Raw genomic sequence first — 26,946 nt, 5'->3', positions numbered from 1 at the left:
ATATGAAATCAAAACTATGGTTGATTTTTGCAATAATAACAACAGTTTTTTGGGGCATTTGGGGCGCTTTTACGGGGCTGCCCACCGAAAATGGTTTTCCGGAAACCCTGGTGTATTGCGTGTGGGCAATCACGATGATTCCACCGGCAATAATTGCCTTGAAACTGATTGACTGGAAATTGAACCGAGATAAAAATTCAATACTTTATGGATGCCTAATAGGACTATTGGGCGCAGGCGGTCAAATGGTGCTATTTCATGCCGTTTCCGAAGGACCCTCTTATCTAATCTTTCCCATTATCTCACTATCGCCAATGGTAACCATCGTACTTTCCTATACCTTTCTTAAGGAACGTACCGGTATTCTAGGTACAATAGGAATTATATTAGCCTTATTGGCACTTCCCCTATTTGATTATTCAGACGGCAATGAAACGACAGACTACGGGTTCCTTTGGTTTGTTCTTGCTGTAATTGTTCTATTGGCCTGGGGGCTTCAGGCCTACTTTATGAAATTTGCCAACGAATCCATGAACGCGGAGAGTATTTTCTTCTATATGACCCTTACCGGATTGGCCTTAATTCCCATCGCACTTATTATGACCGATTTTTCCCAAGAAATCAATTATGGGATCGAGGGTCCATGGCTGGCCGCTGCCATACAAATCTTAAATTCCATTGGAGCCCTTTGTCTGGTCTATGCCTTCCGCTATGGTAAAGCAATGGTGGTCTCACCGATGACGAATGCCGGGGCACCCCTGATAACCTCGGTAATATCCATGATCGTATTAGGATTTATACCTGGTACTTTTAAAATAATCGGAATCGTTTTAGCAGTGTTGGCCGCCTTTTTTCTAGCTTTTGATTCCGGTGACCCAGAAACACAACAAAAGAATATTTCCAAATAAGCTTACCACTATAGCGCTTTTCCCTAATCTGGCAGTACATCAATGGTTGTTAGGCTTACTCTTCTGAACTCCACTTCAGCACCTTCTGCCTGCAAGGCAATTTGTCCTATACTGGCCGTGGCATTATACCCATAATTTACCAAATCACCATTTACCCATACCTTTATCTCGTCTCCCACACAGGCTACAACCATGGTGTTCCATTCCCCAAGCGGTTTTTCTGAACTATCCGTAAGGTTTAGGATTCTTCTTTGCTTATCTTCAGTACTACCCCATTCGGCCTTTGGACCTCTACGTTCTTCCATACGGTCAACCTGTATATCTTCGGCAATAACCCAAAAATCACCGGCATCCCCGTGCTGCATTTGTACTTCTATCGATTTGGGAAACATTTGATACAACGCCCTCGGTTTTGAAGCATGGACCAAAACTCCACAGTTACCAGGCCTGCCGGGGAATCGATATTCTATCAAAAGCTTGTAATCACTGTAGCTTTTATCGGTGATAAGATGACCTCTTGGCTCACCCAGACTAACCAACATTCCGTCCCGAATTACAAATGGGTTCGTGCTATCAGGAATGGTATCCATTTGAGGCACATCGATATGCCAACCACTTAAATCCTCCCCATTAAAAAGGTCTATTTCCTTTTCTTTTTTCTGACAAGAAGTTATCAGTGTAATACCAAATACGAACCCTAGTAGAAATTTCATAATATTCTTTTATTTAATTAATGATTTTCTTTCAGAACTACAACCTTAATTATTTACAATTCGAATCTTGTATTGCTTCCTTGAAAAAGGAATTATCCACCATAAACTGATGTAATACTAATACCGAGTTAACTTATAAAGAACTTTCATTATTACAATTATCAAATCAGACCGTGTCATTTAAATCGGCAAACTATCAATTCTTTTTAATCTCAACCCTTGGCAACAAAGTCTGTACGTCGTTTAGATGCAACATTCCTAAGTCCCCATTCATGCAATTAGCCGCTCCGCATGCGACTCCGTAAGCGGCAACTTTATTTATCGGCATATTATTAAATGTAGCAAAGGCTATTCCCGCCGTGAGGCAATCACCACTACCTACAGTACTTTTAACCTCTTCAACTTTTACATTGGCGTGAACATATTGATCATGTAAATAAAGAAATAGACCTTCTTTCCCTTTGGTAAAGGCGAGCATCGGAACATTCTTTTTTAAGTATTTCCTAATCTCGGAGTGCTTCTCAACGCCAAAGTTACTTACAGCTTCATGCTCATTAATATGTAAGCCGTAAAATTTAACCTTTAAGGCGTTCTCCAGTTGCACCCCTGAGCAATCTAAAATGGCCTTTTTGTTTTCTTTGTTACAAATTTTAAGTAACTGGGCATATGCGTCGTCCGGGGCTCCGGAGGGCCATGAGCCAGAGAGGCAAACCAAAGAACAATGGCTTAATGCTTTCCGAAACTGGACCTGAAATAAATCCCAATCTAAAGTGGACATTTTTGGACCAGGTTCCAACAATTCCGTATTGTTTAATTCATTATCCAATTCAGAACGAAAGGTGAAACATTTTCGGGTGCTACCATTAAGTTGCGGCCCTCCGATTTCTATTCCTCTAAGGGGATGGGCCTTCATAATCCAATGTCCATTTGGACCGGCCCAATTCCCCAATAAAGAAACTGGAACGCTCAACTCTTTTAAAGCCATTGCTACATGGATTCCTTTTCCGCCAGGGAACTCCTTGAGCTCAATGATTCGATTTACCTGACCTATCCTAAAAGAATCCAGCCATGCATATGTATCTATTGAGGGATTTGGGCATACAGAAAGAACCATTTTTTGCAGAATTAAATGTGTTAAATAAATATTTAGAAATAAATATAAAAATAATATGAAAGTTTAATTATTAAATAAATATTTCAAAACCTTTTTATTTTATTGTATCGTAGTTTTATTCTAATCAATTGAACTTTTTAAACAAAGTTTTAAAGGTATGTTGCCTTAAGTTGTATTGGAATAGCAAATTTAAATGTTAAAGACTGATTGTAAATCCAATCTTTAATATTCAGGGTTATCGATTACAAAGCATTTCTACAGTTGGAATTAATCTTTTCAATTAAAAATCTTTATATCTCTGCTAATTAAACTTGAAGTATAAAAATTGGAACGTGAAAAAGTAATGTTGTTCAACATTTAAAACTACCATTCTAGTTTTACTAGCGCTTCTGTATTCTATCGATGAACTCTAACGGTAATCAAAACGGTTCCGTTTTTCAAATTCAATGTAAGTTTCCCGTTAAACCGAAAAGTTTGGTAGTATAAATCAACACTGAAATAAATTCTGTATTTTCGTATAACGAAAGTTAAAGTTCACAATTCGTCAACACGTGAAGTGCAAAATAGCAAGTATTTGATTCTCATTGGCCTGAGCAAAGTAAGTTCAGACCTCAGCCAGGTCACGAATTAATTAACAATAAGTTGAAAACGAAGCAAGCTAAAAAACATAGCTTGCTTTGTTGTTTTAGTGAGGTTTTGATTTTAAAAGCGGAGCTTTGTCAGGAAAACCAAAGGTAATCCTGCCGAGGTCACGAATAAATAGTTAAAAAAAACGCCAAACTTGCTTGAGCGTTTTTTTTGTTTGAACTATTTTCACCGCGTAGCGTTGAGGGAAGAGCGCAGCCAATCCCAGCCAGATTACCAAAAAACCTTGACTGAAAAGTCGAGGTTTTTTTTTAAAGGAGTACAGACTTATATAACCTACCATTGCAAAAAAGCAACAGTGTTTTCACAATAGTGTTGAAAGCTACTTCTCACCAACACTATTTATCACTTCCAAATTCACCTTACGAACTGCCGGAAAATCCATTTTATCCACCTTACGGTCATAGGTCATAAAACCGTTCACTTCCCCTTCAACATCCGTTGTCTGGGTATAAATCGCACCGGAGAAACCTGCCTTTACCAATTTCTTCAATTCTTCGGCATATTCAATATATTGATTCGTGGTTTCCTTGGAGTTTTTAAACTTTACATACCCCCAGTTATTCTCAGGCTTCCAAAGATGATTTTCAACTGCCAATCCAATACCTCCGTATTCCCCTAGTACATTTACCCGTTGTGCATCGTACAGATACATGGCAGGCCCTGGATAATTATGAAGATCGACAATATCGCCGGTCCTGTAAAAATTACCACCACTGGCAGCGTTGACCAACCTACTAGGGTCATAGCTTTTCGTCCATTCCGCAATTTCCTCGGTTTTAAATTGCCCCCAGGCCTCGTTAAATGGGACCCAGACCACGATGCTTGGAAAGGAATATAAGTAGTCCATTATTTCCTTCCATTCGGTTCTGTATATTTTTTCCGATTCCGAACTTCTTTTAAATTCGGTTCCATTGAAATAGTCATGGTTCTGCCATTGAGGCCCTTTGTCTCCATTGGGCATATCCTGCCACACCAATATACCAAGCCTATCACAGTGGGCATACCACCGGGCAGGTTCCACCTTGACATGTTTACGGATCATATTAAAGCCAAGTTCCTTGGTTTTGACAATATCATATTCAAGTGCTTCATCCGTAGGGGCCGTGTAGAGTCCGTCTGGCCACCATCCTTGATCCAAGGGACCATACTGAAAATAATTCTTATTGTTCAGTTGCATCCTTACAATACCAAACGCATCCTTCTTCATACTGATCTTTCGCATCCCAAAATAACTTTCTACCTTATCCGTTTCCTTGGAGTCGGTCATAAGTTTTACTTCCAAGTCATATAAAAATGGCGTCTCTGGTGACCAAAGTTTTGGGTTTTTTACCGGCAGCTCAATTTCCATACCAACCCTGGCCTTCGCCTTTGAAACCAAACTTCCAGCATCCAGAACGGATACTTCCACAATATCGCCATAGACGGCACCTTCGATTTCAGTATATACAGAAACGGTACCCCTATCCAAATTTGGGACTGTCTTGATGTTGCGAATCCTCTTTTTTGGAACGGGTTCCAACCAGACTGTCTGCCAAATTCCAGTTACCGGGGTGTACCAAATTCCCTCCGGATTCTTTACCTGTTTTCCTCTGGGCTGCGGGCCATCGTTCGTGGGATCCCAAACCTTAACGGTTAATTTTTGATGGCCTTCCCCCAAAAAAGGTGTAATGTCAAATTGAAAAGGGGTATATCCACCAGTATGGGAACCCACAAGGATATCATTTATCCAGACATCCGCTTTCCAGTCTACCGCCCCAAAATGAAGCAGCATATTGTTTTCCTTCCAGTCCAAAGGAACCTCAAAGGTGGTTTGGTACCATAATTCCCTTTCACTGCCCACTTCCTTCATAACTCCGGACAGGCTCGACTCCACAGCAAATGGAACCAAAATCGCACCTTCAAAATTAGTTGGGCACGACTCCCCTTTTCTTGTAATTGCATATTCCCAAAGACCATTCAGGTTTTTCCATTGCTCACGAACCATCAACGGCCTAGGGTATTCATTCAATATATTTTTGGTGTCTATTTGTTCGGTCCATTTGGTTTTTATTTTATCACCAGCGGGTTTCCATTGACCGTAGGTGAAGCTCAAAAAACAAAGGCAAAGGGAGATTAAAGCATGAATACTACTATTTTTAGGAATCATTGGACATAAAATTGGTTTATAACAACAATTTAAAAATAATTCCTTGAGCTTGTCCAAATTGGCACTTTTGTCCAATCACAATTCATGAATTATTTGAAGCGAACTGAAATACGATACTTATTTAGTAGCCGTACTCTAAAACTCATCTTAGATTTGCTTTGAAATACACAATACCTTTTTATCTTTACGCCCAATTCTGAATCGCCCACGTGGTGAAATTGGTAGACACGCTACCTTGAGGGGGTAGTGTTCGTAAGGACGTGCTAGTTCGAATCTAGTCGTGGGCACGAAAGCCAGGTACTTTCTACCTGGCTTTTTTTTATTTAGCGAGGTTTTAACATCTTTTCCAACCAACTTTAGATGCAATTCATTAAATTTGTTTAACGTTTTTCTTCAAACTATGAACAACGTAAAGAAAATATTCAGCATTAGGGACCTTGAGAACTTATCAGGCATCAAGGCGCATACCATTAGAATCTGGGAGAAAAGGTATAATCTGCTATCCCCCGAAAGGACAGATACGAATATACGTACCTATAGCTTGTCCAGCTTACAAAAGCTTCTGAACATCACGCTTTTATACGATAATGGTTATAAAATTTCCAAGATTGCAAAGATTCCCGAATCGGAAATACCAAATACCGTTAAGGAGGTAGTTTCAAAAAAAACCAGTAAATCACAAAATCTGAATGCCTTTAAGTTGGCAATGATGAATTTTGACCAAACCATTTTTTTTGAAACGTATGACAAACTTCTAAGTACAAAGTCTTTTAGGGAAGTCTTTAAGGATGCATTTATTCCCCTGTTGAACGAAATCGGGCTTCTCTGGCAAACGGATACCATTAGCCCTGCTCATGAGCATTTCATAACAAGTCTCATCAAACAAAAAATTTTGGTGAATACGGAGAGGTTACAACATCAAAAGCCAACTAAAACGGATAAGGTTTTTGTGTCCTTTTTACCCGAAAACGAGATACATGACATTGGTATATTGTACCTAAACTATGAGATTCTTCTAAAAGGTTATAAAGTGGTTTATTTGGGCCAGACGATACCCATTGAAAATTTAACCGATCTCCTAAAGTATTTTGACAATATTTATTTCCTATCTTACTTCACGGTAAAGCCGGACAAAACCGAGATAGCCACCTATCTTGAGGAATTTGAATTATATCTAAGAGATACTTCAAACCCACACCTATGGATACTTGGTCGTCAAATCCAACATTTGGAACGCACCAAACTTCCAAGTTTTGTAAAAACCTTTACTTCAATTGAAGAGGTGGTCCATCATTTATAACCTATGGAAAAAAATATAGCTATCATTGGATCTGGTTTTTCATCCCTTTCGGCAGCTTGCTATCTTGCCAAGGCCGGTCATCAGGTATCCATCTACGAAAAAAACGAATCCATTGGAGGAAGGGCCGCACAATTGATAAAGGATGGTTTCACCTTTGATATGGGCCCTAGCTGGTATTGGATGCCCGATATTTTCGAGAAGTTTTTCAGCGATTTTGGTAAAAAGACCTCAGACTATTACCAACTGGACAAATTAAGTCCCGCATATAAAATTTTTTTTGCCGATGACGTAATTACCATAGGGGACTGCATGGATAAGATATGTACTGAATTTGAACGTATCGAATCCGGAAGTTCCGTACATCTAAGAAAATTTATCGCCCTGGCACAGGAAAACTATGAAATTGCCATAAACAAAATCGTTTTAAGGCCTGGATTGTCACCTTTCGAATTGGTCACCAAGGAAACGGTTTTAAAGGTTGATCAATTTTTTAAGACAATTAGTTCAGAAGTTAGAAAAAAGTTCAAAAACCCAAAACTTATTGCGACCTTGGAGTTCCCCGTGCTGTTTTTGGGGGCAAAGCCTAGTGATACGCCATCCTTTTACAGCTTTATGAATTTCGCCGATTTCGGTTTGGGCACTTGGCACCCCCAAGGTGGTATGTACCGTATCATTGAAGCCATGGGAAGTCTTGCGGAAGAATTGGGAGTTAAGATTCATACCGATGCCAACGTAGAAAAGATTTTGGTCACAAACGACACCTGTAATGGCATTATTTGTAACGGTTCCACTATTTTGGCCGATATCGTGGTCAGCGGGGCAGATTACCATCACTCCGAAAGTTTATTGGATGCGGAGTACAGGCAATACAGCGAAGCATATTGGAACAAAAAAACCTTTGCGCCTTCTTCCCTCTTATTTTATATCGCTTTTGACGGGAAGCTCAAGAATGTGGACCATCACAATTTGTTTTTTGATACAGATTTTGAACGCCATGCTGAGGAAATCTATGATAACCCGCAATGGCCAACAAGCCCCCTATTCTATGCCAATTTTCCTTCCATAACGGACGAAAGTATGGCACCCGAAGGATGTGAGACCGGATTCTTTTTGGTTCCCATCGCACCCGGGCTTGAGGATACTAAAGCGCTTCGGGAGCAATATTTTGACTTGATTATGGATAGGTTTGAGGAAAAAACAGGTCAAAAAGTCTTGGATAAAATTCGCTTTAAGGAAACCTTTTGTGTAAATGACTTTGTGGAGCGGTACAATTCCTATAAAGGCAATGCCTATGGAATGGCGAATACGCTATCCCAAACCGCATTTCTCAGACCAAAATTAAAGAGCGGTAAGGTTAAAAACCTTTATTTCACAGGGCAACTTACAGTTCCTGGACCTGGCGTTCCTCCATCTTTAATTTCAGGAAAATTGGTTTCTGAACTTTTAACCAAAAATAACTAACTTAAGGCTATGAAAGTACAGATCTTAATCGGCAAAAGGATTATTTGGGTGTACCATTCCACAGCTTTAACCATATAAATGAACACATGAAAATCACTTTTGACAAGGTATCCTACCAGTGTAGTAAAATCGTTACCGAAAAATACAGTACATCGTTTGCCTTGGCAACAAAAATGCTTCATGGTTCCATACGTGGGGACATATACAACATTTATGGTTTTGTAAGGTTTGCCGATGAAATTGTAGATACCTTCCACGAGTATGATAAAAAGACCTTATTCGATAAATTTGAGGAAGAACTTGCCGCCGCACTGGAAAACAAAATAAGTTTGAACCCCATTCTAAACTCGTTCCAATACACGTTCCATAAATACAACATCCCCATTCATTTAGTGGATTCCTTTATGAAAAGTATGCGGGCGGATTTGACCAAGAACGTTTACAAAACCGAGGCCGAGTATAAAGAATATATTTATGGTTCCGCGGATGTAGTTGGTCTTATGTGCCTTAAAGTATTTGTCAAGGGCTGTGATGAATCCTACGAAAATCTGAAGGAATCTGCCATGGCCCTAGGTTCTGCCTTTCAAAAGGTGAATTTCCTAAGGGATGTAAAGGCCGATTTTGAGGAGTTAAACCGCACTTATTTTCCAAACGCCAATCTCGCTGCTCTGGACGAAGATTCAAAAATGGAAATCGTTCAAGAGATACAACGAGATTTTCAAGAGGGGTACAAAGGTATCGTAAAACTGCCCATTGAGGCAAAATTCGGGGTATATACGGCCTATAGATATTACACTAGGCTTCTTAAAAAGCTACAAAACACCCCGTCCATGGAAATTAAAAGCACCCGTATAAGGGTTCCTGATTATGAAAAATTCGGTCTTCTGGCAAGGTCTTATGTTAAATATAAAATGAACTTAGTTTAGATGAATACGTTTCTTTGGATTATTATTTTTTTGGGTACATTCTCTTTCATGGAATTTATGGCCTGGTTTACCCATAAATACATCATGCATGGATTCCTATGGTCCTTGCATAAGGACCATCACCATAAAGAACATGATTCCTGGTTTGAAAGAAACGATGCCTTCTTTATTTTTTACGCCATTGTAAGTATGTCGCTGTTTTACACTGGGGCAAACGGATTTTGGTATGGATACCCTCTTGGTTTTGGAATTTTGGCCTATGGTATCGCATATTTTTTTGTACACGACATCTTCATACACCAAAGATTCAAAATTTTCCGTAACGCAAACAATTGGTATGCACGTGGTGTACGACGCGCCCACAAAATCCATCACAAACACTTGGGAAAAGAGGACGGGGAATGTTTTGGAATGTTGGTAGTGCCCTTCAAATATTTTAAAAAATAGCCAATGCCCCATGCTTTGGTAATCGGTGCCGGCATTGGTGGTTTAGCCACTTCCTTAAGACTTCGCAAAAAAGGTTACCGAGTAACGGTTCTGGAAGTCAACGATTACCCTGGAGGTAAACTTCACGCTATCGAGCAGGATGGCTACCGTTTTGATCTGGGACCCTCCTTGTTCACGATGCCCCATTTGGTCACCGAACTTTTTGCACTGTATCAAGAGGATTTCCCAACTTATTTTCAATACAGTAAAAAACAAATTGTCTGTAATTATTTTTGGGAAGATGGACACCGATTTTCAGTGGCATCGGATATAGAAAAGTTTATAAAAGACGCATCCGAGAGCTTCAATGAACCTCCACAAAAAATAAAATCCTATTTAAACAGAAACCGTGAAAAATATGACTTGACCGCGGCCCTATTTTTGGAAAAGTCCCTTCATAAGCTCTCCACGTACCTATCAAAACAAACCATAAAGTCTATCCTTCAAATTGGGAAACTACATTTAAATGTGACGCTAGACTCTGTAAACAAACAGTATTTTAGAAACCAAAAGTTGGTACAACTCTTTAATCGGTATGCCACGTATAATGGCTCATCGCCCTATAAAACCCCAGGCATCATGTCCATGATTCCCCATTTGGAAATGCATTATGGCACCTATTTTCCCAAGGGAGGAATGCACAGCATTAGTCTTTCGTTATATGAATTTGCCAAACAAAAAGGGGTCAGCTTCAAGTTTGGACATCCGGTAGAAAATATCATTGTTAAAAATAAAAAGGCTATTGGCGTACTATCCAAGGGAGTCGCGCATAAGGCCGATATTGTGGTTTCCAACATGGATGTGTATCCTACCTATAAAAAATTGCTGAAGGACCAACCCTATCCAAAAAAAACCCTGGAACAAGAACGCTCAAGTTCCGCACTCATATTCTATTGGGGGATTTCAAAGGAATTTCCACAACTGGATTTGCACAATATTCTGTTTACTGATTCCTACCCTGATGAATTCCAAGCTTTGTTTGACCAAAAGACCCTTTACACGGACCCTACCATCTACATCAATATTACCTCTAAAGAAGAGGTCAGGGATGCGCCCGAGGGCCATGAGAATTGGTTCGTGATGATAAACGCTCCAGGAAACTATGGGCAGGATTGGCGCGAGCTAAAACAAGTGGCGAGAAAGAACATTGTTTCCAAAATAAATAGGATCCTAAAAACAAACATTGAAGAATTCATAACTACGGAGCATATTTTGGACCCAGTTGGGATTGAAAGCAGTACAAGTTCATTCCGGGGAGCCCTCTATGGCGCGGCAAGTAATGATAAATTTGCCGCCTTTGTAAGGCATGCGAATTTTTCAAAATCGATTGAAAATTTATATTTCTGTGGAGGATCCGTACATCCAGGGGGGGGGATTCCCCTTTGTCTTTTATCCGCGAAAATTGTTTCCGACTTGGTTCCAAACCCCATTCCAAATGCTTGAAGCCCTATCCAAACATAAGGTCCTCATCGCTATTGGTATAGTATGGTTATTTCATATTTCGGCCATTATTGGAATCGCTTCGGGGAATTTGGAATGGTTTATTCAAAAAACCCCTTTGAACCTAATAATCAGTTTAACGCTCTTTTTATTTATTTATCCCATCAATACTCCAATAAAGTCCTTTGCCTTTGTATTGTTTTTTTGTGGTGGCATGTTTGCCGAATGGCTTGGGGTACACTATGGAATTTTGTTTGGGGAGTATGCATATGGGAATAACCTAGGCCCAAAACTTGACGGGGTTCCTTATTTGATTGGTACATACTGGGCCCTTCTTACCTTTATCACGGCAAGTATGCTTGATTATACCAAATTAAAATCCATCCCCAAGATTATATTGGCCGCGGGCCTTATGGTTTTACTTGATTATTTTATGGAGCACAATGCCCCAGTATTCGATTTTTGGACTTTTGAAGGTGGTATGGCACCGCTTGAAAATTATACGACATGGTTCGCCTTGGCGATTTTGTTCCAGATACTACTAAGAGTCCTAATAATAGAGGGAAATAAACAATTTTCAATCCATCTGTATTTGGCCCAACTTGTTTTCTTTGGGTTTTTCCTTTTCTAATTTTTTAAGTCATATAGTGGGTTTTTGCCCATCCAAGTACCTATGGACCTGTAAGGCTGAAACCTGGAAAAAAGTTCTTCCTTGTACCAATTCAACTGCCTTGTTTTTTGAATCGCTTTTTGGTGTTCTTTGCTCGCGTAGGCAAATTGCATAAGGGATTCCTTATCACTCCAAATACTGAATGTTGCCATTTGTAAAAAAGGGACCTCACCTATCCCCTTTGTAAATAAAAGCCCCCTATTACCAGCTAGGGATTTTTGGGATGTTGGAACATATTTCCAAAATTTAAGGAGCATTCTTGTTTTGATTGTCGCCCTGGTGATTACGGCAATGTACGGATTCGCTTCTTCCAAAGATTCACTTTTGATAAAAGGATTATTACCATCCCAATCCCCCTTTGCCGTAGTGTTTTTCATGTAAACCGTCCATCTTTCTTCACTTTTCCCCAAATAACGTTGCATAATAGTCGAGGTATTGAAAAACTCGTTAGCACAAGTTTCATTTTTCCATATCTGAAGCAAGCCATAAACAGACCAATCCGGTAAGGGATTAAAGCCTTCTCTACCGCTTCCCATAAGTTTGTACATTTGAAGACCTTCTACTTTGGAAAGCCCTGCATGTGCAAAATGCATTTCGCCAAAGGCCCATAACTTACTGCTAAAATTGGTATATCTAAAAAAAGTGAGTGTTGTGATTTGGGACATACAATATTCCTGAAAATTGCCATTTAGGAATATCTAAGATACAAAATGAATATTGTTGCTGTTTTTTTATGGAAACCCGTTTCGTTTTATTCCGATATTAGCTCCTCCAACAATGCATCCACAGCGGAATTGTCCCAATCGGCAATCGCATTTTGATGAACGGCTATGAAACCGTTTTTATCGATTATATAGGATCCGGGCGGTTTTAATATAGTAACCGGACTGTCTTCACCCACAATCCTGTACGTAACAGGAAACGTATACCCATGCTCTTCCATAAACAGTTCCACAGGGGCCCGCTCCTCATTGGTAATGATATAGAAATTAACCCTACCCTTATACTTTTCGTATAGACTTTGGATATCCTTTAACTGAGCTTGTGATGGCATATGCCAAGAGGTCCAAAAAGAAATAAACACCACATTGCCTTTAGCCTCCTCAAAACTGAAGAGCTTCCAATCTTCATCCTTTAGTGTCCAATCGTAGCTGGATATTTTACCCCTCTTTTCCGGAGTTATTATGGTAGGTGCCATGGCCAACCATCTATTTAAAAGAATCTTGCTATAATCACCAAGGGGGGTTACAAAGAAGGACAACACAAATGCGATGATCAAAAGTGTGAAAAATGTTTGTTTCTTCATCTTCAGTTTATGGAATACCCAAAACTAAAAAACTCCCGAATAGTTTCGGGAGTTTTCCTAATTTATTTTATTGGCACCGCCAAGGGGTTCAATACTTCAAGGCTTGCCCGCCTGAACACCTGTCGGGCAGGCCTCGAAAAAAAAGTGCATCTACCGCGAATGCCTCATGGGATCGCCCAGTGGTAGATTACTACTAGATTATGCTGCATTCTGCTTCTTGATAACATTCAAAGCGGAACCTTCCCTAAACCATCCAATTTGTGCATCGTTATAGGTATGGTTTGCCTTTATGGTGTCCTTGGAACCATCGGCATGAACAATCTCAATCGTCAACGGAGTGTCCGGAGCAAAATCGGCTATATCAACAAAATTGAAGATATCGTCCTCCTGAATCAACTCATAGTCATTCTCATTGGCGAAAGTCAAAGCCAACATCCCTTGCTTCTTCAAGTTTGTTTCATGGATACGAGCAAAGGATTTTACCAAAACCGCCGCTACACCAAGATGTCTTGGCTGCATGGCAGCGTGCTCCCTGGACGAGCCTTCCCCATAGTTGTGATCACCAACAACCATGGATTTTATTCCCTTCGCCTTGTAGGCCCTTTGGGTATCGGGCACACCTTCGTATTCACCGGTCAACTGATTCTTTACCAAATTCGTCTTTTGGTTAAAAGCGTTTACCGCACCGATCAAGGTATTATTGGCGATATTGTCCAAATGGCCCCTAAAGCGCAACCAAGGTCCGGCCATGGAAATATGGTCCGTGGTACACTTTCCAAAAGCTTTTATCAACAATTTGACGTTTTGTAACGACTCATTCTGGATGGGCTCGAAAGGATCCAAAAGCTGTAACCTTTCCGAGGTTGGGTCCACAACTACCTTTACACTGGAGCCATCCTCTTTGGGCGCTAGATAACCGGCATCTTCCACTTCAAAACCTTTGGGTGGCAATTCCCATCCTGTTGGTTCCTCAAATCGTACTTCCTCGCCATCCTCATTGATCAAGGTATCCGTCATTGGATTGAAATCCAACCTGCCAGCTATCGCTATGGCAGCGGTAATTTCTGGGGAAGCCACAAATGCATGGGTATTTGGGTTTCCATCCGCACGTTTTGCAAAGTTTCTGTTGAAGGAATGAACGATGCTGTTCTTGGGTGCATTCTTTGGATCACTGTAACGCGCCCACTGTCCGATACACGGTCCGCAGGCGTTCGTAAATATCTTGGCATCCAATTTCTCGAATATGCCAAGGATACCATCCCGTTCCGCCGTGAAACGTACTTGTTCAGAACCTGGGTTAATTCCAAATTCCGCCTTTGTCTTTAGTTTCTTATCCAAAGCCTGTTGCGCAATAGAGGAAGCTCTTGACAAATCTTCATAGGATGAGTTGGTACACGAACCTATAAGTCCCCATTCTACCTGCATTGGCCAATCGTTTTCCGTGGCTTTCTTGGTCATTTCCTTGCCAACGGGAGTGGACAAATCCGGCGTAAAAGGCCCGTTCAACAATGGATTCAGTTTTGAAAGGTCGATGTCAATGACTTGATCAAAATACTGTTCCGGATTGGCATATACCTCTTCATCGGCAGTAAGATACTCCCGTACTTTATTGGCGGCATCGGCAACATCAGACCTATCCGTGGCCCTCAAATATCTTTCCATGGAGTCGTCATAACCAAAGGTTGATGTTGTAGCCCCAATTTCAGCACCCATGTTACATATGGTTCCTTTCCCCGTACAGGAAAGCGCCTTGGCACCGGGACCGAAATATTCAACAATAGCTCCGGTTCCTCCCTTCACGGTAAGAATTTCGGCAACTTTAAGAATTACATCCTTTGGAGCGGTCCAACCTGAAATTTTCCCGGTCAAACGCACCCCTATCAACTTTGGAAACTTTAGCTCCCAAGCCATTCCGGCCATGACGTCGACGGCATCGGCACCACCTACACCAATTGCCACCATTCCCAAACCACCTGCATTCACGGTGTGGGAATCGGTTCCTATCATCATGCCACCTGGAAATGCATAATTCTCCAATACCACTTGGTGAATGATTCCGGCACCAGGTTTCCAAAACCCGATACCGTATTTATTGGAAACGGATTCCAAAAAATCAAATACTTCCGCACTCGTGGAATTGGCCGTCTTCAAATCTGCAGCAGCACCACTTTTCGCCTGGATCAAGTGATCACAATGCACGGTGGTAGGCACCGCCACCTTTGGTTTTCCGGCTTGCATGAACTGTAATAAGGCCATTTGAGCCGTTGCATCCTGACAAGCAATACGATCCGGAGCGAAATCAACATAATCCTTGCCTCTAACAAAGGCCTTAGTGGGAGTACCGTCCCACAAGTGAGCGTACAAAATCTTCTCCGAAAGGGTCAGTGGTTTTCCCACAATTTCACGGGCCTTATCCACCCGCTCAGCCATATTGGCGTACACCCCTTTAATCATATCAATATCAAATGCCATATTTCTCTATTTAATGTTAAAGCAATTCCGTAAAATTAAGAAAATCTAAGGCGCAATTAAAATTTTAAACAAAGGAATAAACCCTTTTTTGCCATTCCCAGAAAATTAGATTTACGGAATACCGAATTTAACGCTCAAAGACGCTTAAATCTTGCGGAAAACAGATTTTCGGGTTTTGGAAATTATAGTAGCTGCTTGATAATTGCCTCTTCGGAAATACCCTCGGCCTCTGCCTTGTAGTTTTTTATGATCCTGTGTTTTAGGATACCATAGGCAACTTTCTGTACGTCCTCGAAATCCGGTGAAAATTTTCCGCTGATGGCGGCATTCGCCTTCGCTGCCAGGATCAAGTTTTGGGAGGCGCGCGGGCCCGCTCCCCAATCAACGTATTGTTTTACATAATCCGAGGCGGATTCCAAATTTGGTCGGGTCTTGTTGACCAATTTTACCGCATACTCCACAACATTGTCAGGAACGGGAATTTTACGGACCAATTCCTGTACTTCCAATATTTGCTGGGCGTTGAACTGCGGCTCCACATGGTATTTGGTTGTTGAAGTCGTATTTTTTACGACCATGACCTCTTCCTCAATACTTGGATACTTCAATTCTATCGCGAACATAAAACGGTCCAACTGCGCTTCGGGCAAGGGATAAGTTCCCTCCTGCTCTATGGGGTTTTGGGTAGCCAAAACAAAATAGGGCAAATCCAATTTATATTGATGGCCCGCAATGGTAACCGCCCTTTCCTGCATGGCCTCCAAAAGGGCCGCCTGGGTTTTGGGTGGGGTTCTATTGATCTCATCGGCCAAAATAATATTGGAAAAAACAGGGCCCTTGATGAACTTAAAATTTCTGTTCTGGTCCAAAACCTCACTACCCAAGATATCGCTGGGCATGAGATCTGGTGTAAACTGGATGCGCTTGAAATCCAATCCTAGGGCTTGGGCAATGGTATTCACCATCAAGGTCTTGGCCAACCCCGGAACACCGATTAAAAGGGAATGTCCTCCTGTATAGATGGAGAGCAATATTTGGTCTATAACGGCTTCCTGGCCAACGATTACCCTGGCTATTTCCTTCTTTAAGGCATTGTGTTTTTCGACCAATAATTTAACGGCAGCAACATCTGACATATTTATTCCTTTACCCAGTTATTGGCAAAATCACAATCCCTGTTGGCATCGCTTACGCTAATATACGTATCTTCAATATGATCTTCCATCCATTCCTTGATGGCATTATATTGCTTTTCCGTTAGGGCAAGTTGTTGAATTTTGGTGTAGTCCTTTGCAAAATCCGCAACGTGTTCGTCATATCGATTGGTCACCTTAAGAATTTTGTACTTGGATGGACCTCCCCTTGGGTCAGCTTCCAAAATGGGATAGGATATTTGGTCGTCCTGCAAATCACGTACCTGATTGTACAAGGTAGGATCCATTTTAGTAAGTTCAAAACGGGAACTGAAATCCTGCGGGTTTCTTAGCAAGCCACCATCGAATTTAGTCTCCTTTTCGTCCGAAAAGTTCAGGGCCGCCTCAGCGAAGGTAAATTTCCCCTCTATAATTTTCTGACGGATGCTGTCCAATTCCGATTTAGCCTCGGCCAAGGCCTTATCCGAAATTTCGGGCTGAATCAAAATATGTCTTAGATCGAGCTCCTGGCCCCTTATTTTTTCAATGTAAATAATATGAAACCCAAACATGGTCTCAAAAGGCTCCGAAACCTCCCCTTCCCTTAGGCTGAAAGCTACATCCTTAAATGTCTTATCAAATCCTGTGTCCTTGGTTATACTATAAAATCCACCTTTGGATTTAGAGCCAGGATCTTGCGAATATAAAATGGCCTTTACGCTAAAACTGGCATCGTTGTCCTCAACATCGGCCTTTATTTCATTGAGCTTGTCTATCACCTTCTGCTTTTCTTCCTGTGAAGGCTCCGGAGCCTTCACAATCTGGGCGATTTCCAATTCGGCACCAAAAACAGGCCGTTCGTTTTCAGGAATCTTGTTAAAGAATTGACGTACTTCCTCTGGGGTTATCTCTATTTCTGAAACAATATCCTGCTGCATTTTTTCGGACAGCATTCGTAGCTTGTTGATCTTGAACAACTCCTCCCTAAAACTTTGCTCGTCCTCCTTTTTGTAGTACTTCAAGACCTTCTCCATAGAACCGATCTGCTGCACCAGGGACTGTAATTGACGCTCGCCCGTGGCATTCACCTCATCATCGGAAACCAAAATACTGTCCTGTACGGCCTGATGTGCGTATAATCGATCTTCCATCAGCTTGCCCAAAAGGCTACAGTGCGTAATATCTTCCGTGGATGCACCCTGACTTTTTAAATCGATGAGGGTTTTTTCGATATCGGAATCCAAGATTACATAATCACCCACTACGGCGGCGATTCCGTCCAATTTGATCCGCTTAAAGTTTGTGGAGTCTTTCTTAGAGGGAGTTTCAACACTTGCCGATGCCTCCGCGCCTTCTTCCGTATTCTCCTGGGCCGTCAAAATTGCACAAAAGATACTTGCCAAAAAGGTCAACAGTCTCCTACTTGTTGTCATTGTAAACCTCAAATTCTTTTTCTCTGATTGCTTCATCTATGATTTCGGTTTCTAGTTTTCGCAGGTAGTCGATTTTTCTGCGACTTAATAAAACTTGCTTTATGGTAGGTGCAATGTATGAAAGTGGTGCGATATCATTGACATCCTTTACTTCCTCTATTTTGCCCAAATATACCCCGATTGAATCCTGTAATTCAAAAAATTGTGAATTTTTTAAGTATCTATCCTGATTATCAAAGGTTATGGGTGGAATTTCCTCAAATATCCTGGAAGAACTCACCCAAATGGAATCGTTAAAATTCAGCTTCTTAAACTGTACCCCAATGGAATCCAGATACGTCAAATCCTCCTCGTCAAAACTTCGTAAGCGCTGCTTAACTTCGTCCTGATTCAAAAAATTCAGGGGCAATTGTACAAAACGAATGCGCACGATGCGCTCCTTTAATTTGAAATTTTCCTTTTGTTTGTCATAGAATTCCTGTAATTGGGTTTCGGAAATTAATGTGTCCGTCCCCTGTGATACCAAAGCTTCTTGATAGGCCCTGGTGTACAGGTCTGTTCTATACGCATCGACCAAAGCATCGAATTCCCGTAGCTTTTCCTCCGGTAGGTTGATCTTGGACTTGGAAAGCAGTAGTTGTTTGGAGGCCCAGTTATTGATATAATTGGTTACGAAAGAAGCACTGTCCCCTTTGGACATTCCCTCTTTAAGAAGGGGCTTCACGTCCTCTTTGTAAAGATACGACTCGCCCACCCTGGCCAACGGCTCCTTTTCCTCTTTTTTGTTGAAATACCCCTCGCATGAAACGAGGATACAAACAGTTCCTACCGCCATCAACAAATAAAGGACTCCCCGTTGTATCATTTGAGAACTACACATCCTGCAAAAATAGCAAATACAATATCCCGAACAAACGCTATGGGTTTTCCTTAACAGAATAAGGCGATAATCCTAGAAAAATTGCATTCAAAAAGTTGGACAAACGCAACAAAATTTTTGAAATCCATGGAAAAATAAGGTCCAAATGTTAATTTTGATACCTATTAGTTTATTATTTTGGAAAGACAGATCAAATTGATTTGGGACTTTAGGGGTCCCGCCGCGCACAAGACCGCAGAGCACCATGAAATTCATCTCAAGGAATTCATTACCTTGGAAAAAGTAGCGGCGATCACAACGGGTTTCACGGAATTGAACGATATGCACAGTATAGCCTTCCTGGTCGTTCATGAACGGGATATGATTGCCATGCGGGATCGATTAAAACCACATAGAGGGGAAGTTTATGTTGAAAATTAATCACACGTTGTATATATCATTAAGGCTCTTGGGCCTTTTGATCATTGGGTTATTTTTTTCCTGTTCGAACGAACCGGTGAACGATAACCTTTTGGAAGTTGCACTAAGTTCCAACAACCCGAAAATAAAGAGGGTCATGGATAGCCTTGATCGGTACGAAGTCCAAATCAGGTATACCAAAATCGATAGGAAAAACGACAGTATTTTTTTTACCGATTATGATTTTCAGGTGGATAAGGACGCTTACTTCTATCCCGCCAGCACGGTCAAATTTCCCATAGCAGTACTGGGCTTGGAACGATTGAACGAGACGGATACCCTGAACAGGGAGGTACGTTATTATGTGGAAGGCGACACCCTAGAATCGACATTCTCCAAGGATGTTGTAGAAATTTTCAGCGTTAGCGACAATTTGGCCAACAACCGATTGGTGGAACTGTTGGGACAGGATGCCATAAACGCTTCTTTATGGGAAAAGGGCGTAGAACCCGTCCGTATCTCACATAGACTGGGCTATCACTCGGAAGACCTGGAAACCAAACCTTTGATCATCTATTTGAACGATAGTACCACTGGCATAACGAAACCTAGTATAAATTTGGCTCCAATACGGTTATCCCTGAAAAACATTCGTAAAGGAATAGGCTACTATGAAGACGATACTTTGATGGAGGATCCATTTGATTTTTCATTGAAAAACTACTACCCCATTGAGGCCCAACACGGTGTCCTAAAGCGGGTGATATTCCCTGAACAATTCCGTCCAGAACAGCGATTCAACCTGTCCCCAGATCAACATGCGTTTTTACTGGAAGCGATGAAGATACTCCCAAGAAATTCGGGCTATGACCCTACGGAATATTTTGATGGTTATTGTAAATTTTTCATATACGGAGACACCAAGGATACCATACCTTCCCATATGGAAATCTACAATAAGGTGGGGTTTGCCTATGGTACGCTGACCGATTGCGCCTACATCAAGGACACTAAAAACAAGGTGGATTTTATGCTCACGGCGACCATTTTGGTAAACAAGGATGGAATCTTCAATGACGATGCCTATGAATACAATGAAATAGGTATTCCCTTTTTAGCCGAACTGGGAAGGGAAATCCACAGATTGGAACTAGAAAGAAAGAGATAGATGCCAGAAGCACCCAAACAAACCCGTATCAACAAATATCTGAGCGAAGTCGGTTATTGTTCCCGTAGGGAGGCCGATAAGCTCATAGAACAGGGGCGGGTGACCATCAATGGAAAAGTTCCTGAAATGGGCACCAAGATATCCGAAGGGGATTTGGTACAGGTGGATGGCGAATCGATTTCCGAACCTAAAGAAAAACCGGTATACCTCGCGTTTAATAAACCCGTTGGAATTGTTTGTACAACGGACACAGGCGTGGAAAAGGACAATATCATCGATTTCATCAATTATCCAAAAAGGATTTTTCCCATCGGTAGGTTGGACAAACCGAGCGAAGGTTTGATTTTCCTCACGAACGACGGCGATATCGTAAACAAGATTTTACGGGCCCGAAACAATCATGAAAAGGAATACTTGGTTACCGTGGATAAGCCCATATCTCCCGAATTTTTAAAGAAAATGAGAAACGGGGTGCCTATTTTGGATACCGTCACACGAAAATGCGAAGTACATCAGGTCAGTAAATATCAATTTAGGATTATCCTTACCCAAGGCTTGAACCGACAGATTAGGCGCATGTGCGAATACTTGGACTATCGGGTAAAAAAATTGAAGCGAATTCGGATTATGAACGTTACCTTGGATGTACCCGTGGGAAAATGGCGCGATCTTACCGCCTCTGAATTAAAGGAAATTCAAAGATTGGTCAGTCATTCTTCCAAGACCCACAAAGGATAATACCCAACTTATTCCGACTTTGGCATTGTTTCAAAACCATTTATTTTAACTAAAATTTATTTTATATCACTCTTAAAATCACTATTTTAGGTAGGAAAAAGGGAGTTGTTCCCAAGATTGCTAAAAATCAAATTGATATGAACAAGAAAGTAAACCACTTCGGGGCTAGCCAACTAGGAATTATTCAAAAACGAGCTTTTTATTTCAAGTCAAACCTCGGGATATTAAACCCTTTGGCGTTGCCAATAAATCTCCAAAAAATGAAAGGCCTTTTCAATCCAAGGATTGTATGGCTTTTTACCTGCATGTTGCTAAGTGTTGGACTGTTTGCCCAAGAAGAAGGCTTCAAGGAATATCTAGGGGAAGTGTATGACAGCGAAACGAAGAAACCCTTGATTTTTGCGACCCTCACGTTGGAAAATACCAATATCAGTACAATTACGAACACGGAAGGTGAATTTTCGCTAAAGGTGCCGGATTCCAACACCAGTGAAAATGTCATCGTATCGTTTTTAGGTTACAGGACCAAACGAATCCCTATGTTGCAATTTAAATCCGAAGGTAATGAAATTGGTATGACGGAACTCGTCACGCAACTTTCGGAAGTAAGTCTGAGTATTCCAAAGGATGCCAGGGCCCTGGTTAGGGAAACCTTGAAAAAACGGGGGGAAAACTATATCGATAATCCCACTGTGATGACGGCCTTTTACCGGGAAACGATTAAAAGAAGGAGGCAGAACGTGAGTCTTTCCGAAGCTGTGGTGAACATTTACAAGGCCCCCTACTCCAGTAATAAAAACGATGCACTGAAACTTTTTAAAGCGCGTAAAAGCACGGACTATAGTAAATTGGACACGCTTGCTTTGAAGCTTCAAGGTGGTCCTTTCAACGCTTTGTTCGTGGATATGGTAAAATATCCCGATTATATTTTTGCGGCCGATATGTTCGAGTACTATGATTTTTCATTCTCAAATTCTACGAGGGTAGACGACAAATTGATCTATGTGATAGATTTCACCCAAAAACCAGGGATAATAGATCCCCTCTACACGGGAAAACTATACATAGATGTGGACAATAAAATATTGACCAGTGCCATTTATTCCCTGAATATTACCGATCGAGATCTTGCCGCTCAAATGTTCGTGAGAAAGAAACCCAGAAATGCGGATGTTTGGCCCACGGAGGTCGCCTACAGGGTAGACTACCGCGAGAAAGATGGAAAATGGTACTATGGCTATAGCAACGTGTTGATGGAGTTTAAAATCAATTGGGACAAAAGGCTTTTTAATTCCGTTTATAGCATGAGCTGTGAAATGGCCATAACGGATTGGGAAGAGAACTTGAGTAACGAGATTCCAAAGTATAAGGACCGAATTAAATCTGATATCATTCTGACCGATGAGGCCATAGGTTTTGCCGACCCGGATTTTTGGGGAGAATACAATATTATCGAACCTGAAAAATCCATTGAATCCGCGATTCGGAAAATTCAACGGCAATTGAAAAGGGGGAAAGTTGACGGCGGTACCTCGGCCGCATCGCAATAAACCAGATGAATGTTAAGAAAAAAGCCGTTGCAAAAATTTGCAACGGCTTTTTTGTAAGGCAAAATAACCTTATTTAGGCATTACCACGCCATCAATGGCATGTACTACACCGTTTGAGGCATCAACATCGGCCATTACAACTTTGGCCATGCCACCTTTGGCATCTTTCAACATCACATTTCCGTCTGACAAAGATAGGGTAATATCACCTCCCGCAACCGTCTTAACATTGAATTCGCCATTGTTATCGTTTATCGCCTTGATTACGTCCTTGGCCATATACTCACCGGATACTACGTGATAGGTCAATATTCCTTGTAACGTAGACTTGTTTTCCGGCTTCAAAAGACTTTCAACTGTACCATCGGGCAAGGCACTAAAGGCACTGTTCACTGGCGCAAACACTGTAAAAGGACCTTCACTACTTAAGGTTCCTACCAAATCGGCAGATTTAACAGCGGTTACCAACGTGGTAAAATTCTCGTTTCCTGCGGCGACCCCTACGATATTGTCCGATTGGGAAAAACCCGCGGTCAAACAAAGAAGGAAAGCGCATACTGTGGTAATTTTTAAAATTTTCATAGTTCTTTTTTTTAGATTTATCCAAATGTATGCGATTGATTCATAGCATAATCTTAATTTTTGTTTAATTAATTTTTAAAATAGTTAAACATTATTAAATTGTTTTAATACCTAGCCAATGTTACCTAGAAGAAAGTTCCTAACCGCCGCCCTAAGCCTATCCGTCTATCAACTTGTATACGGAAAAGAATTCCCCAAAACTGGGAAATCGGTCAAACTAACAGGTAAATTGTATCCGAAGCCCTTAAAAAAAGGGGGCACCATTGGATTGATAGCCCCCGGATACCGATTTTCCGAAGAAACCTTGACCAAGGCCAAGTCGGTCCTACGAAAAATGGGATATATTGTCTATTGTACGGAAAGGCTATCCAAACCATATGGTTATTTCAGTAATACCGATGAAGAACGGGCAACCGATCTCAACCATATGTTCGAAAATAAAGTTGTGGACGGCATACTTTGTATACGAGGCGGATACGGATGCACCAGAATCATGCATTTGATAGATTATGGGGTGATAGCCTCCAATCCCAAGGCCCTAATTGGCTTTAGCGATGTTACCGCTCTTTTGAACGGTATTCATCAAATGACCGGTCTTATCACTTTTCATGGCCCGGTAGGAAGTACCCTTGATGATGGTTATTCCCAAAAGGCCCTTATCGATATCGTTAAAAAGCCCAAAGAAAATAGGGTGATACGAAATGCCAAGCTTACGAAGGAACAGCTTATAGATGCGGAATATGAACGCTATACCATAAACCCGGGCGAGGCAAAAGGTGAACTTTGCGGCGGAAGCCTTACTTTGATCAATGCCCTCATAGGTACGCCCCATGAAATTGACTTTACGGATAAGATCGTATGTATAGAGGATGTGGAGGAGTCACCGTATCGAATCGATAGGATGTTAACCCAATTAATTGAAGGTAAAACGTTTAAAAAGGCTTCGGGCATCCTTTTTGGAGTATGCAAAGGATGCAATACAAGTAACAATCCCAATTCTTTTACCTTAAAGGAAGTAATACTGGATAGGATAAAACCACTGGAAATTCCCGCAGCTTATGGCTTTAGCTTTGGACATGTGGAACAGAACTTTACCTTTCCCATAGGAATGGAAGCATATTTTGATGCAGACCGTTTAAAATTGAAAATAATTCAAAAACCAGTTACAAAATAACAATCCTAATTCGCCACTTCACTGATAAATTTCAACCTGTAGAGTCGTAATTCCTCATCCTCATATTCACCATCAAATTCCTTCATGGCCTCTTCCAGGTTGTCAGTTTCCGCTTCTAGAAAATATTCGTGGATTTCCTCCTGTTGGTCTTCGTCCAAGACCTCATCTATCCAATAATCCAAATTCAGCTTGGTGCCGCTGTAGACAATTTGTTCCATTTCCTTGATGAGTTCAGGTATTTCCAAACCTTTGGCCGAAGCGATGTCATCCAGCGGTAGTTTCCTATCCACATTTTGGATAATGTACAATTTCAACCCTGAATTGGCCCCGGTACTTTTTACCACAAGGTCATCTGGACGGATGATATCATTTTCTTCTACATACGATGCGATAAAGGACACGAAAGGGGTACCGTACTTTTTGGCCTTGCCCTCGCCCACACCATGGACATTGAGTAGTTCTTCCAAGGAAATCGGATATTTAAGTGCCATGTCCTCCAATGAGGGGTCTTGGAAAACTACAAATGGGGGCACCCCTAGTTTATTGGCCTGGGACTTTCTCAGGTCCTTCAATTGCTTGAGCAATTTTTCATCGGCAACACCACCGCCTTTGGAGGCCCCAACAATCGCGTTGTCATTTTCGGCATTATAAACGTGGTCTTTTGTCATCAAGAAGGAGTGCGGATTCTTCAAAAACTCCTGGCCTTTTTCGGTTAGGTGCAGTACTCCGTATTGTTCGATGTCCTTGCGTATATAACCTGCAACCAAAAACTGCCTGATCAAGGCCATCCAATGGCTCTTATCCTTGTCGGACCCAATCCCAAAAAACTCTTTTTCATTGGTTTTGTGGGAACTTATCAATGCGTTGTTTTTTCCTCTAAGGGTATTGACTATTTCCTTTGATTTGAATTTTTCACTGGTTCCCTGGACCACCCTAAGCAATTTAAGGGCATCGTCCTTGGCCTCCACCTTTTCCTTGGGATTTCGGGTGTTGTCATCCATATCGGCACCATCGCCGTTTATCTCATCGAACTCCTCCCCAAAATAATGGAGCATGAATTTTCGGCGGGACATGGAAGTTTCGGCGTAGGCAACTACCTCCTGCAACAAGGCATTGCCTATTTCCTGTTCCGCAACCGGTTTTCCGGACATGAATTTTTCCAATTTTTCAATATCCTTATATGAATAAAAGGCCAAACAGTGGCCTTCGCCCCCGTCCCTACCGGCCCTACCGGTTTCCTGATAATAGCTTTCGATACTTTTGGGGATATCGTGATGGATGACATACCTTACATCTGGTTTGTCTATTCCCATCCCAAAGGCGATTGTGGCTACTACTACATTTACATCTTCCATCAGGAACATGTCCTGGTATTTGGATCGTGTCTTGGCATCAAAACCCGCGTGATACGGAACGGCACTGATTCCATTTACCTGAAGCACTTGGGCGAGCTCCTCAACTTTCTTACGGCTCAAACAATATACAATGCCGGATTTGCCTTCGTTCTGCTTTATGAATCGGATGATATCCGCATCCACATTGTCCGTCTTGGTCCGCACTTCGTAGAACAGATTGGGACGGTTAAAGGATGCTTTAAAAACGGTGGCATCGGTAATACCAAGGTTTTTGATGATATCCTCCTGCACTTTTGGGGTTGCGGTGGCCGTGAGACCGATCATAGGTATATCCTCTCCCAATCTGGCAACGATGGCTTTTAAGTTTCGATATTCCGGTCTAAAGTCATGGCCCCATTCTGAAATGCAATGGGCTTCGTCCACGGCTACAAAGGATATTTTAACCGAACGCAGAAACTCTACGTTCTCGTCCTTTGTAAGCGATTCCGGTGCCACGTAGAGCAATTTAGTGGTACCGTCCGTAATATCCTTTTTAACCTGTTTGATTTCGGTTTTGTTCAAGGAAGAATTAAGTACGTGGGCAATTCCCATTTCGGCCGAAACGCCCCGCATGGCATCCACTTGATTTTTCATCAAAGCTATCAAAGGGGAGACCACTATGGCCGTTCCTTCCTGCATAAGCGCAGGCAATTGATAGCACAAGGACTTTCCTCCGCCCGTAGGCATAATTACAAAGGTGTTCCGTCCCTCCAAAATATTTTTTACAACGCCTTCTTGAAGTCCTTTAAACTGAGAAAAACCAAAATATTTTTTTAGCGCGGCATGTATATCAATCTCATTCAAACTTATACAGTATTTCAAATTTACAGCGTCGGATTATGGCGAATGGGCCCCGACCCCGAAAGAAATTAAATAATTATTTCAAACAATCTGATAGAACTAAA

Annotated in this window: 23 protein-coding genes and 1 tRNA gene; 13 read left to right on the top strand and 11 right to left on the bottom strand. The window is 41.5% G+C overall.

Features of this window, described 5'->3' with window-relative positions:
- Positions 1 to 2: 2 nt before the first annotated feature.
- Positions 3 to 908 carry an EamA family transporter gene (locus FEK29_RS06810; protein ID WP_138257667.1) on the top strand — a complete coding sequence of 302 codons (906 nt, stop codon included), beginning with the start codon at positions 3 to 5 and terminating at the stop codon, positions 906 to 908.
- Between the two features lie 23 nt (positions 909 to 931).
- Here FEK29_RS06810 and FEK29_RS06805 read toward each other — a convergent pair whose 3' ends face one another.
- The 3 genes from FEK29_RS06805 to FEK29_RS06795 form a co-directional block, all read right to left on the bottom strand.
- A complete protein-coding gene (locus FEK29_RS06805; RefSeq protein WP_138257666.1) occupies positions 932 to 1,621 on the bottom strand; it encodes a 3-keto-disaccharide hydrolase in 690 nt (229 codons plus the stop codon).
- Positions 1,622 to 1,817: 196 nt separating this feature from the next.
- Positions 1,818 to 2,735 carry a 1-phosphofructokinase family hexose kinase gene (locus tag FEK29_RS06800; RefSeq protein ID WP_138257665.1) on the bottom strand — a complete coding sequence of 306 codons (918 nt, stop codon included), beginning with the start codon at positions 2,733 to 2,735 and terminating at the stop codon, positions 1,818 to 1,820.
- A 967-nt stretch (positions 2,736 to 3,702) separates the two neighbouring features.
- On the bottom strand, positions 3,703 to 5,529 hold the full coding sequence (locus tag FEK29_RS06795) for a glycoside hydrolase family 2 protein (protein WP_138257664.1): 1,827 nt from the start codon (positions 5,527 to 5,529) through the stop codon (positions 3,703 to 3,705).
- A gap of 203 nt (positions 5,530 to 5,732) precedes the next feature.
- On the opposite strand from FEK29_RS06795, the gene FEK29_RS06790 reads away from it, so the two are divergent.
- The 7 genes from FEK29_RS06790 (at position 5,733) to FEK29_RS06760 (ending at position 11,773) form a co-directional block, all read left to right on the top strand.
- Positions 5,733 to 5,816 (top strand) — tRNA-Leu (locus FEK29_RS06790).
- A gap of 113 nt (positions 5,817 to 5,929) precedes the next feature.
- A complete protein-coding gene (locus tag FEK29_RS06785; protein ID WP_138257663.1) occupies positions 5,930 to 6,829 on the top strand; it encodes a MerR family transcriptional regulator in 900 nt (299 codons plus the stop codon).
- Positions 6,830 to 6,832: 3 nt separating this feature from the next.
- Complete coding sequence (locus FEK29_RS06780) at positions 6,833 to 8,290, top strand: phytoene desaturase family protein (RefSeq protein WP_138257662.1); 1,458 nt, start codon at positions 6,833 to 6,835, stop codon at positions 8,288 to 8,290.
- A gap of 86 nt (positions 8,291 to 8,376) precedes the next feature.
- Positions 8,377 to 9,216, top strand: a complete 840-nt coding sequence (locus FEK29_RS06775) for a phytoene/squalene synthase family protein (protein ID WP_138257661.1) — start codon at positions 8,377 to 8,379, stop codon at positions 9,214 to 9,216.
- A complete protein-coding gene (locus tag FEK29_RS06770; RefSeq protein WP_138257660.1) occupies positions 9,217 to 9,663 on the top strand; it encodes a sterol desaturase family protein in 447 nt (148 codons plus the stop codon).
- A 3-nt stretch (positions 9,664 to 9,666) separates the two neighbouring features.
- Positions 9,667 to 11,145, top strand: a complete 1,479-nt coding sequence (gene crtD / locus FEK29_RS06765; protein WP_138257659.1) for a 1-hydroxycarotenoid 3,4-desaturase CrtD — start codon at positions 9,667 to 9,669, stop codon at positions 11,143 to 11,145.
- A complete protein-coding gene (locus FEK29_RS06760; protein ID WP_138257658.1) occupies positions 11,138 to 11,773 on the top strand; it encodes a carotenoid biosynthesis protein in 636 nt (211 codons plus the stop codon). The genes crtD and FEK29_RS06760 overlap by 8 nt, the downstream gene beginning before the upstream one ends.
- Here FEK29_RS06760 and FEK29_RS06755 read toward each other — a convergent pair.
- The 6 genes from FEK29_RS06755 to FEK29_RS06730 all read right to left on the bottom strand — a co-directional run bounded on the left by FEK29_RS06755 (position 11,770) and on the right by FEK29_RS06730 (position 19,021).
- Positions 11,770 to 12,477, bottom strand: a complete 708-nt coding sequence (locus FEK29_RS06755; protein ID WP_138257657.1) for a DUF3291 domain-containing protein — start codon at positions 12,475 to 12,477, stop codon at positions 11,770 to 11,772. The two genes, FEK29_RS06760 and FEK29_RS06755, sit on opposite strands and share 4 nt — an antisense overlap.
- 86 nt (positions 12,478 to 12,563) lie before the next feature.
- Entirely contained in the window at positions 12,564 to 13,118 is a 555-nt protein-coding gene (locus FEK29_RS06750; protein WP_317129169.1) for a TlpA family protein disulfide reductase, read from the bottom strand.
- Positions 13,119 to 13,316: 198 nt separating this feature from the next.
- Positions 13,317 to 15,590 carry an aconitate hydratase gene (locus FEK29_RS06745; RefSeq protein WP_138257655.1) on the bottom strand — a complete coding sequence of 758 codons (2,274 nt, stop codon included), beginning with the start codon at positions 15,588 to 15,590 and terminating at the stop codon, positions 13,317 to 13,319.
- Positions 15,591 to 15,772: 182 nt separating this feature from the next.
- Positions 15,773 to 16,726 carry an AAA family ATPase gene (locus tag FEK29_RS06740; protein ID WP_138257654.1) on the bottom strand — a complete coding sequence of 318 codons (954 nt, stop codon included), beginning with the start codon at positions 16,724 to 16,726 and terminating at the stop codon, positions 15,773 to 15,775.
- 2 nt (positions 16,727 to 16,728) lie between these two features.
- Positions 16,729 to 18,156, bottom strand: a complete 1,428-nt coding sequence (locus tag FEK29_RS06735; protein ID WP_138257653.1) for a peptidylprolyl isomerase — start codon at positions 18,154 to 18,156, stop codon at positions 16,729 to 16,731.
- On the bottom strand, positions 18,143 to 19,021 hold the full coding sequence (locus FEK29_RS06730) for a peptidyl-prolyl cis-trans isomerase (RefSeq protein ID WP_138257652.1): 879 nt from the start codon (positions 19,019 to 19,021) through the stop codon (positions 18,143 to 18,145). The genes FEK29_RS06735 and FEK29_RS06730 overlap by 14 nt, the downstream gene beginning before the upstream one ends.
- A gap of 192 nt (positions 19,022 to 19,213) precedes the next feature.
- On the opposite strand from FEK29_RS06730, the gene FEK29_RS06725 reads away from it, so the two are divergent.
- From FEK29_RS06725 to FEK29_RS06710, 4 genes are all read left to right on the top strand, one after another.
- Complete coding sequence (locus FEK29_RS06725) at positions 19,214 to 19,456, top strand: hypothetical protein (RefSeq protein WP_138257651.1); 243 nt, start codon at positions 19,214 to 19,216, stop codon at positions 19,454 to 19,456.
- Positions 19,443 to 20,603, top strand: a complete 1,161-nt coding sequence (locus FEK29_RS06720; protein WP_138257650.1) for a serine hydrolase — start codon at positions 19,443 to 19,445, stop codon at positions 20,601 to 20,603. The genes FEK29_RS06725 and FEK29_RS06720 overlap by 14 nt, the downstream gene beginning before the upstream one ends.
- Entirely contained in the window at positions 20,604 to 21,341 is a 738-nt protein-coding gene (gene rluF, locus FEK29_RS06715; RefSeq protein ID WP_138257649.1) for a 23S rRNA pseudouridine(2604) synthase RluF, read from the top strand. It abuts the gene before it with no gap.
- A gap of 260 nt (positions 21,342 to 21,601) precedes the next feature.
- Positions 21,602 to 22,891 (top strand): carboxypeptidase-like regulatory domain-containing protein, encoded by a 1,290-nt coding sequence (locus FEK29_RS06710; RefSeq protein ID WP_138257648.1) that lies wholly within the window; start codon positions 21,602 to 21,604, stop codon positions 22,889 to 22,891.
- 69 nt (positions 22,892 to 22,960) lie between these two features.
- Here the strand turns inward: FEK29_RS06710 and FEK29_RS06705 are convergent, their stop codons facing one another.
- On the bottom strand, positions 22,961 to 23,473 hold the full coding sequence (locus FEK29_RS06705; protein WP_138257647.1) for a fasciclin domain-containing protein: 513 nt from the start codon (positions 23,471 to 23,473) through the stop codon (positions 22,961 to 22,963).
- 118 nt (positions 23,474 to 23,591) lie between these two features.
- On the opposite strand from FEK29_RS06705, the gene FEK29_RS06700 reads away from it, so the two are divergent.
- Positions 23,592 to 24,647 (top strand): S66 peptidase family protein, encoded by a 1,056-nt coding sequence (locus FEK29_RS06700; RefSeq protein ID WP_138257646.1) that lies wholly within the window; start codon positions 23,592 to 23,594, stop codon positions 24,645 to 24,647.
- Positions 24,648 to 24,652: 5 nt separating this feature from the next.
- Here FEK29_RS06700 and recQ read toward each other — a convergent pair whose 3' ends face one another.
- Entirely contained in the window at positions 24,653 to 26,851 is a 2,199-nt protein-coding gene (gene recQ, locus FEK29_RS06695; protein ID WP_138257721.1) for a DNA helicase RecQ, read from the bottom strand.
- Between the last annotated feature and the right edge of the window lie 95 nt (positions 26,852 to 26,946).

Origin of the sequence: Maribacter aurantiacus, from assembly GCF_005780245.1 — a bacterium.
Classification (GTDB): Bacteria; Bacteroidota; Bacteroidia; order Flavobacteriales; family Flavobacteriaceae; genus Maribacter; species Maribacter flavus.
Note: the sequence above shows the minus strand (reverse complement) of the source record. Positions and strands in the feature narration are given on the sequence as shown.

Bases quoted from the DNA above. Each gene is read 5' to 3' on its own strand.
- FEK29_RS06810 (WP_138257667.1), top strand. From the start codon at position 3: ATGAAATCAAAACTATGGTTGATTTTTGCAATAATAACAACAGTTTTT.
- FEK29_RS06805 (WP_138257666.1), bottom strand. From the start codon at position 1,621: ATGAAATTTCTACTAGGGTTCGTATTTGGTATTACACTGATAACTTCT.
- FEK29_RS06800 (WP_138257665.1), bottom strand. From the start codon at position 2,735: ATGGTTCTTTCTGTATGCCCAAATCCCTCAATAGATACATATGCATGG.
- FEK29_RS06795 (WP_138257664.1), bottom strand. From the start codon at position 5,529: ATGATTCCTAAAAATAGTAGTATTCATGCTTTAATCTCCCTTTGCCTT.
- FEK29_RS06785 (WP_138257663.1), top strand. From the start codon at position 5,930: ATGAACAACGTAAAGAAAATATTCAGCATTAGGGACCTTGAGAACTTA.
- FEK29_RS06780 (WP_138257662.1), top strand. From the start codon at position 6,833: ATGGAAAAAAATATAGCTATCATTGGATCTGGTTTTTCATCCCTTTCG.
- FEK29_RS06775 (WP_138257661.1), top strand. From the start codon at position 8,377: ATGAAAATCACTTTTGACAAGGTATCCTACCAGTGTAGTAAAATCGTT.
- FEK29_RS06770 (WP_138257660.1), top strand. From the start codon at position 9,217: ATGAATACGTTTCTTTGGATTATTATTTTTTTGGGTACATTCTCTTTC.
- crtD (WP_138257659.1), top strand. From the start codon at position 9,667: ATGCCCCATGCTTTGGTAATCGGTGCCGGCATTGGTGGTTTAGCCACT.
- FEK29_RS06760 (WP_138257658.1), top strand. From the start codon at position 11,138: ATGCTTGAAGCCCTATCCAAACATAAGGTCCTCATCGCTATTGGTATA.
- FEK29_RS06755 (WP_138257657.1), bottom strand. From the start codon at position 12,477: ATGTCCCAAATCACAACACTCACTTTTTTTAGATATACCAATTTTAGC.
- FEK29_RS06750 (WP_317129169.1), bottom strand. From the start codon at position 13,118: ATGAAGAAACAAACATTTTTCACACTTTTGATCATCGCATTTGTGTTG.
- FEK29_RS06745 (WP_138257655.1), bottom strand. From the start codon at position 15,590: ATGGCATTTGATATTGATATGATTAAAGGGGTGTACGCCAATATGGCT.
- FEK29_RS06740 (WP_138257654.1), bottom strand. From the start codon at position 16,726: ATGTCAGATGTTGCTGCCGTTAAATTATTGGTCGAAAAACACAATGCC.
- FEK29_RS06735 (WP_138257653.1), bottom strand. From the start codon at position 18,156: ATGACAACAAGTAGGAGACTGTTGACCTTTTTGGCAAGTATCTTTTGT.
- FEK29_RS06730 (WP_138257652.1), bottom strand. From the start codon at position 19,021: ATGATACAACGGGGAGTCCTTTATTTGTTGATGGCGGTAGGAACTGTT.
- FEK29_RS06720 (WP_138257650.1), top strand. From the start codon at position 19,443: ATGTTGAAAATTAATCACACGTTGTATATATCATTAAGGCTCTTGGGC.
- rluF (WP_138257649.1), top strand. From the start codon at position 20,604: ATGCCAGAAGCACCCAAACAAACCCGTATCAACAAATATCTGAGCGAA.
- FEK29_RS06710 (WP_138257648.1), top strand. From the start codon at position 21,602: ATGAAAGGCCTTTTCAATCCAAGGATTGTATGGCTTTTTACCTGCATG.
- FEK29_RS06705 (WP_138257647.1), bottom strand. From the start codon at position 23,473: ATGAAAATTTTAAAAATTACCACAGTATGCGCTTTCCTTCTTTGTTTG.
- FEK29_RS06700 (WP_138257646.1), top strand. From the start codon at position 23,592: ATGTTACCTAGAAGAAAGTTCCTAACCGCCGCCCTAAGCCTATCCGTC.